Source organism: Cellulomonas sp. NPDC055163 (assembly GCF_053607065.1).
In genome coordinates, this window is record NZ_JBSGSU010000016.1 from 56,283 (window position 1) to 58,950 (window position 2,668).

General features: G+C 76.1%; 3 protein-coding genes. 1 reads left to right on the forward strand and 2 read right to left on the reverse strand.

Annotated features, from left to right (window positions below; all coding sequences use genetic code 11):
- Nucleotides 1-239: 239 nt before the first annotated feature.
- On the reverse strand, nt 240-767 hold the full coding sequence (locus ACWFNE_RS20715; RefSeq protein WP_452124316.1) for an O-acetyl-ADP-ribose deacetylase: 528 nt from the start codon (nt 765-767) through the stop codon (nt 240-242).
- A gap of 197 nt (nt 768-964) precedes the next feature.
- Between ACWFNE_RS20715 and ACWFNE_RS20720 the strand changes: the two genes are divergently transcribed.
- A complete protein-coding gene (locus tag ACWFNE_RS20720; RefSeq protein WP_452124317.1) occupies nt 965-1,249 on the forward strand; it encodes a hypothetical protein in 285 nt (94 codons plus the stop codon).
- Between the two features lie 197 nt (nt 1,250-1,446).
- Here ACWFNE_RS20720 and ACWFNE_RS20725 read toward each other — a convergent pair.
- The coding region (locus ACWFNE_RS20725) for a hypothetical protein (RefSeq protein WP_452124318.1) at nt 1,447-2,668 on the reverse strand (1,222 nt) is incomplete at its 5' end.

Genomic DNA, 2,668 nt, shown 5'->3' on the forward strand with positions numbered 1-2,668 from the left:
CGCGTAGGGGGGGACTCCGACCTGCCACCCCTCCTCCCCCTCCCCCCCCCACCACCACCCCGGCAGTCCCCCCCTCCCCTCCGGGGGCCCCCCGACGTGCGTCCGACCGGCCGGGGTCCGACCGGCCCGCGACGAGAGCGCGCGGCCCGCCGTGCGTCCGTCGGGCTCAGGTCTGACCGGCCCGCGACGAGGGCGCGCGGGCGGCGTGCACGAGCCGCCGAGCGGCGTGGACGACGAGCTCAGGGCGCCTCGCCCAGCGCCCGCTCGAACTCCGCGAGCGCCGGCGCGCCGAACAGCACGAACCGCACGAGGTCGACCTCCCCCGGGTGCGCCGCGTCCCAAGCCCGCACCGCGCGCACCGCGACGTCGGCGACGGTACCCATCGCCCAGCCGTAGGCACCGGCGCTGACCGCGGGGAACGCGACCGACCGTGCGCCGACCTCCGCGGCGACGTCGAGCGACCGCGTGAAGCACGACGCGAGCTGCGCCTCGTCACGCTGCCCCCGGTTCCAGCTCGGCCCCACCGTGTGGACGACCCACCGCGCCGGGAGCGCGCCGGCGCCGGTCGCGACCGCCTCACCGACGGGCAGCCCGTCCGGGAACGCGGCCCTCCGCACGCGCCGGCACTCCTCGAGCAGCGCCGGGCCGGCCGCGGCGTGGATCGCGCCGTCCACCCCACCGCCGCCGAGCAGCGTCGCGTTCGCGGCGTTGACGACCGCGTCGACCCGTTCACGCGTGAGGTCGCCCTGGACTGCCTCGATCTGCATGCGGCCATGCTGCCCCCGACCTCCGAGGGCCGCGACACGGACGTCGGGCAGCACGATCGGGGGTCGTGCCCGATGGCGTGATCGCGGCCCGCGCTCCCAGGCGCGACCCCCTGGGCGGCCCGCAGCCTCCCCCGCTTTCGCCGACGCGCACGGCGCGGGACGATCGGGACGTCCACCCCGACGAGGAAGGACCCGCCATGCGCTTCACGTTCGAGGTCGAGCTCGACGACGCGACACCCGACCAGACCGTGCTCGACGAGCTCGGCCGCGCACTGCGCTACTGGGCCGGCAACCTCAAGCACTACCCGCTGACCGACGGGCAGCACGACACGATCCGTGACTCGGCGTACGCCGAGGTGGGCGAGTGGCGGCTCACGCGCGGCGCGGCGCACGAAGGCGACGCCGCCCCGCCGCCCACACCGGACGTCGCCCCGTCGCACGCCGCGGAGGACCACCCGGGCGAGGCGTCGGCCCCGTCCTGACTCCCGCCCCGACGCGGCTCGCCACACCAACGCACCTCACGGCCCGACGCGGCTCACCGCCCGACGCGGCTCACGGCCCGACGCGGCTCACCGCCCGACGCGGATCACCGCCCGACGCACCTCACGGCCCGACGCGGCTCAGGGCGCGACGCGGCTCACGCCGCCGGAGCCCGCGCCGCTCACGCCGCTCACGCCGCTCACGCCGCCGCGAGCGTCGTCACCGTCCCTGCCGAGCCCCGGTACTTCAGCGCCCCGTCCTGCACGAACAGCACCCCACCCGTCGGCGCCGCGTCGGGCACCCCGCTGTCGCGCAGGAACACCCCACCGTCCGTCCCGAGCTGGTTCGGTCCCCGCCGGTAGAGCAACGTGTCCCGCTCCGCAGCCCCGTCGCCCCACGCGACCGTGCCGTCGACCTGGACGACGAACCGCCGGATCGCGTCCCCCGTCGCGTCCCCCTCGATGACTCGCGCGGTCCGGTCCCCGGCCGGCCCGCTCACCAGGATCCCGTGCCCACCCGTCGCGAGCGTCTGCACGGTCAGCGCCACCCCGTCCCGGCGCCGCACCACCAACCCCGCAGCAGAACCCTCGTCACCGCCCACCAGCACCCGCCCGTCACCCGGATCGAGCTGCAACGGGGAGTCGACGCTCACCGCCCCGGGCGCGTACCGCCGGAACTGCAACCGCGCACCCCCCGCCGCGGCACGCAGCACCCACCGCGGCTGCTTGTCCCCGTGCTCGAGCGAGAACGCGAGGTCCTTGTGCCGGGTGTCGTTGCCGACGATCCGCACCTGCTCCCCGGCGGCGCCGACCTGGTGCTCGAAGTCGGCGAGGTTCGTGCGGATCGCCGAGCGGTCGGTGCCGATCTTGCCGGTGACCGTGTCGATGAGCTTGATCTCGAACCGCGTCTGGAGGTCGCCGCGCGCGTCGGGGACCTCGAAGTTGAGGTGCCCGTGGCGCAGGTTGTTGCGCAGCTGGGTGGGGTCGTCGTTGTCGAGGAAGTGCGCCCCGATCCAGGCGATCGTGATCGGGTCCTTCGGGTGCACCGCGCGCCCCGAGAAGTCGCCGCCGGCGTAGTGCGGGGTCGGCCAGTGCGCCTGGTACGCGAGCATCCCCTTGGCGCGTGGGTCCTTGAGCTGGACCCGGATCGACTCGCCGTACCACTTGAAGTGCGGCTGGTACGACTCGAGCACGATCCGCCCCGTCGAGTCGTACAGGTCGGGGCCGCGCTCGCTCCCCCCGGCGCCGGACGACTTGATCCGCAGCGTCCGCGGCTTCTCGACCGACCCGATGGTCACGTCCTCCTCGATGACCTGCGCGAGCGTCACGGCCCCGGCGAGCGCGGGCACGACGGGCTCCGGGCTCGGCGTCGCGGCGGCCCGGGCGGCCGGCGCGGCGGCGGCGGGCGACGCGGCCCACCCG

Excerpts from the sequence above, each read along its gene's own strand:
- ACWFNE_RS20715 (WP_452124316.1), bottom strand. The coding sequence starts at position 767 with ATGCAGATCGAGGCAGTCCAGGGCGACCTCACGCGTGAACGGGTCGAC.
- ACWFNE_RS20720 (WP_452124317.1), top strand. The coding sequence starts at position 965 with ATGCGCTTCACGTTCGAGGTCGAGCTCGACGACGCGACACCCGACCAG.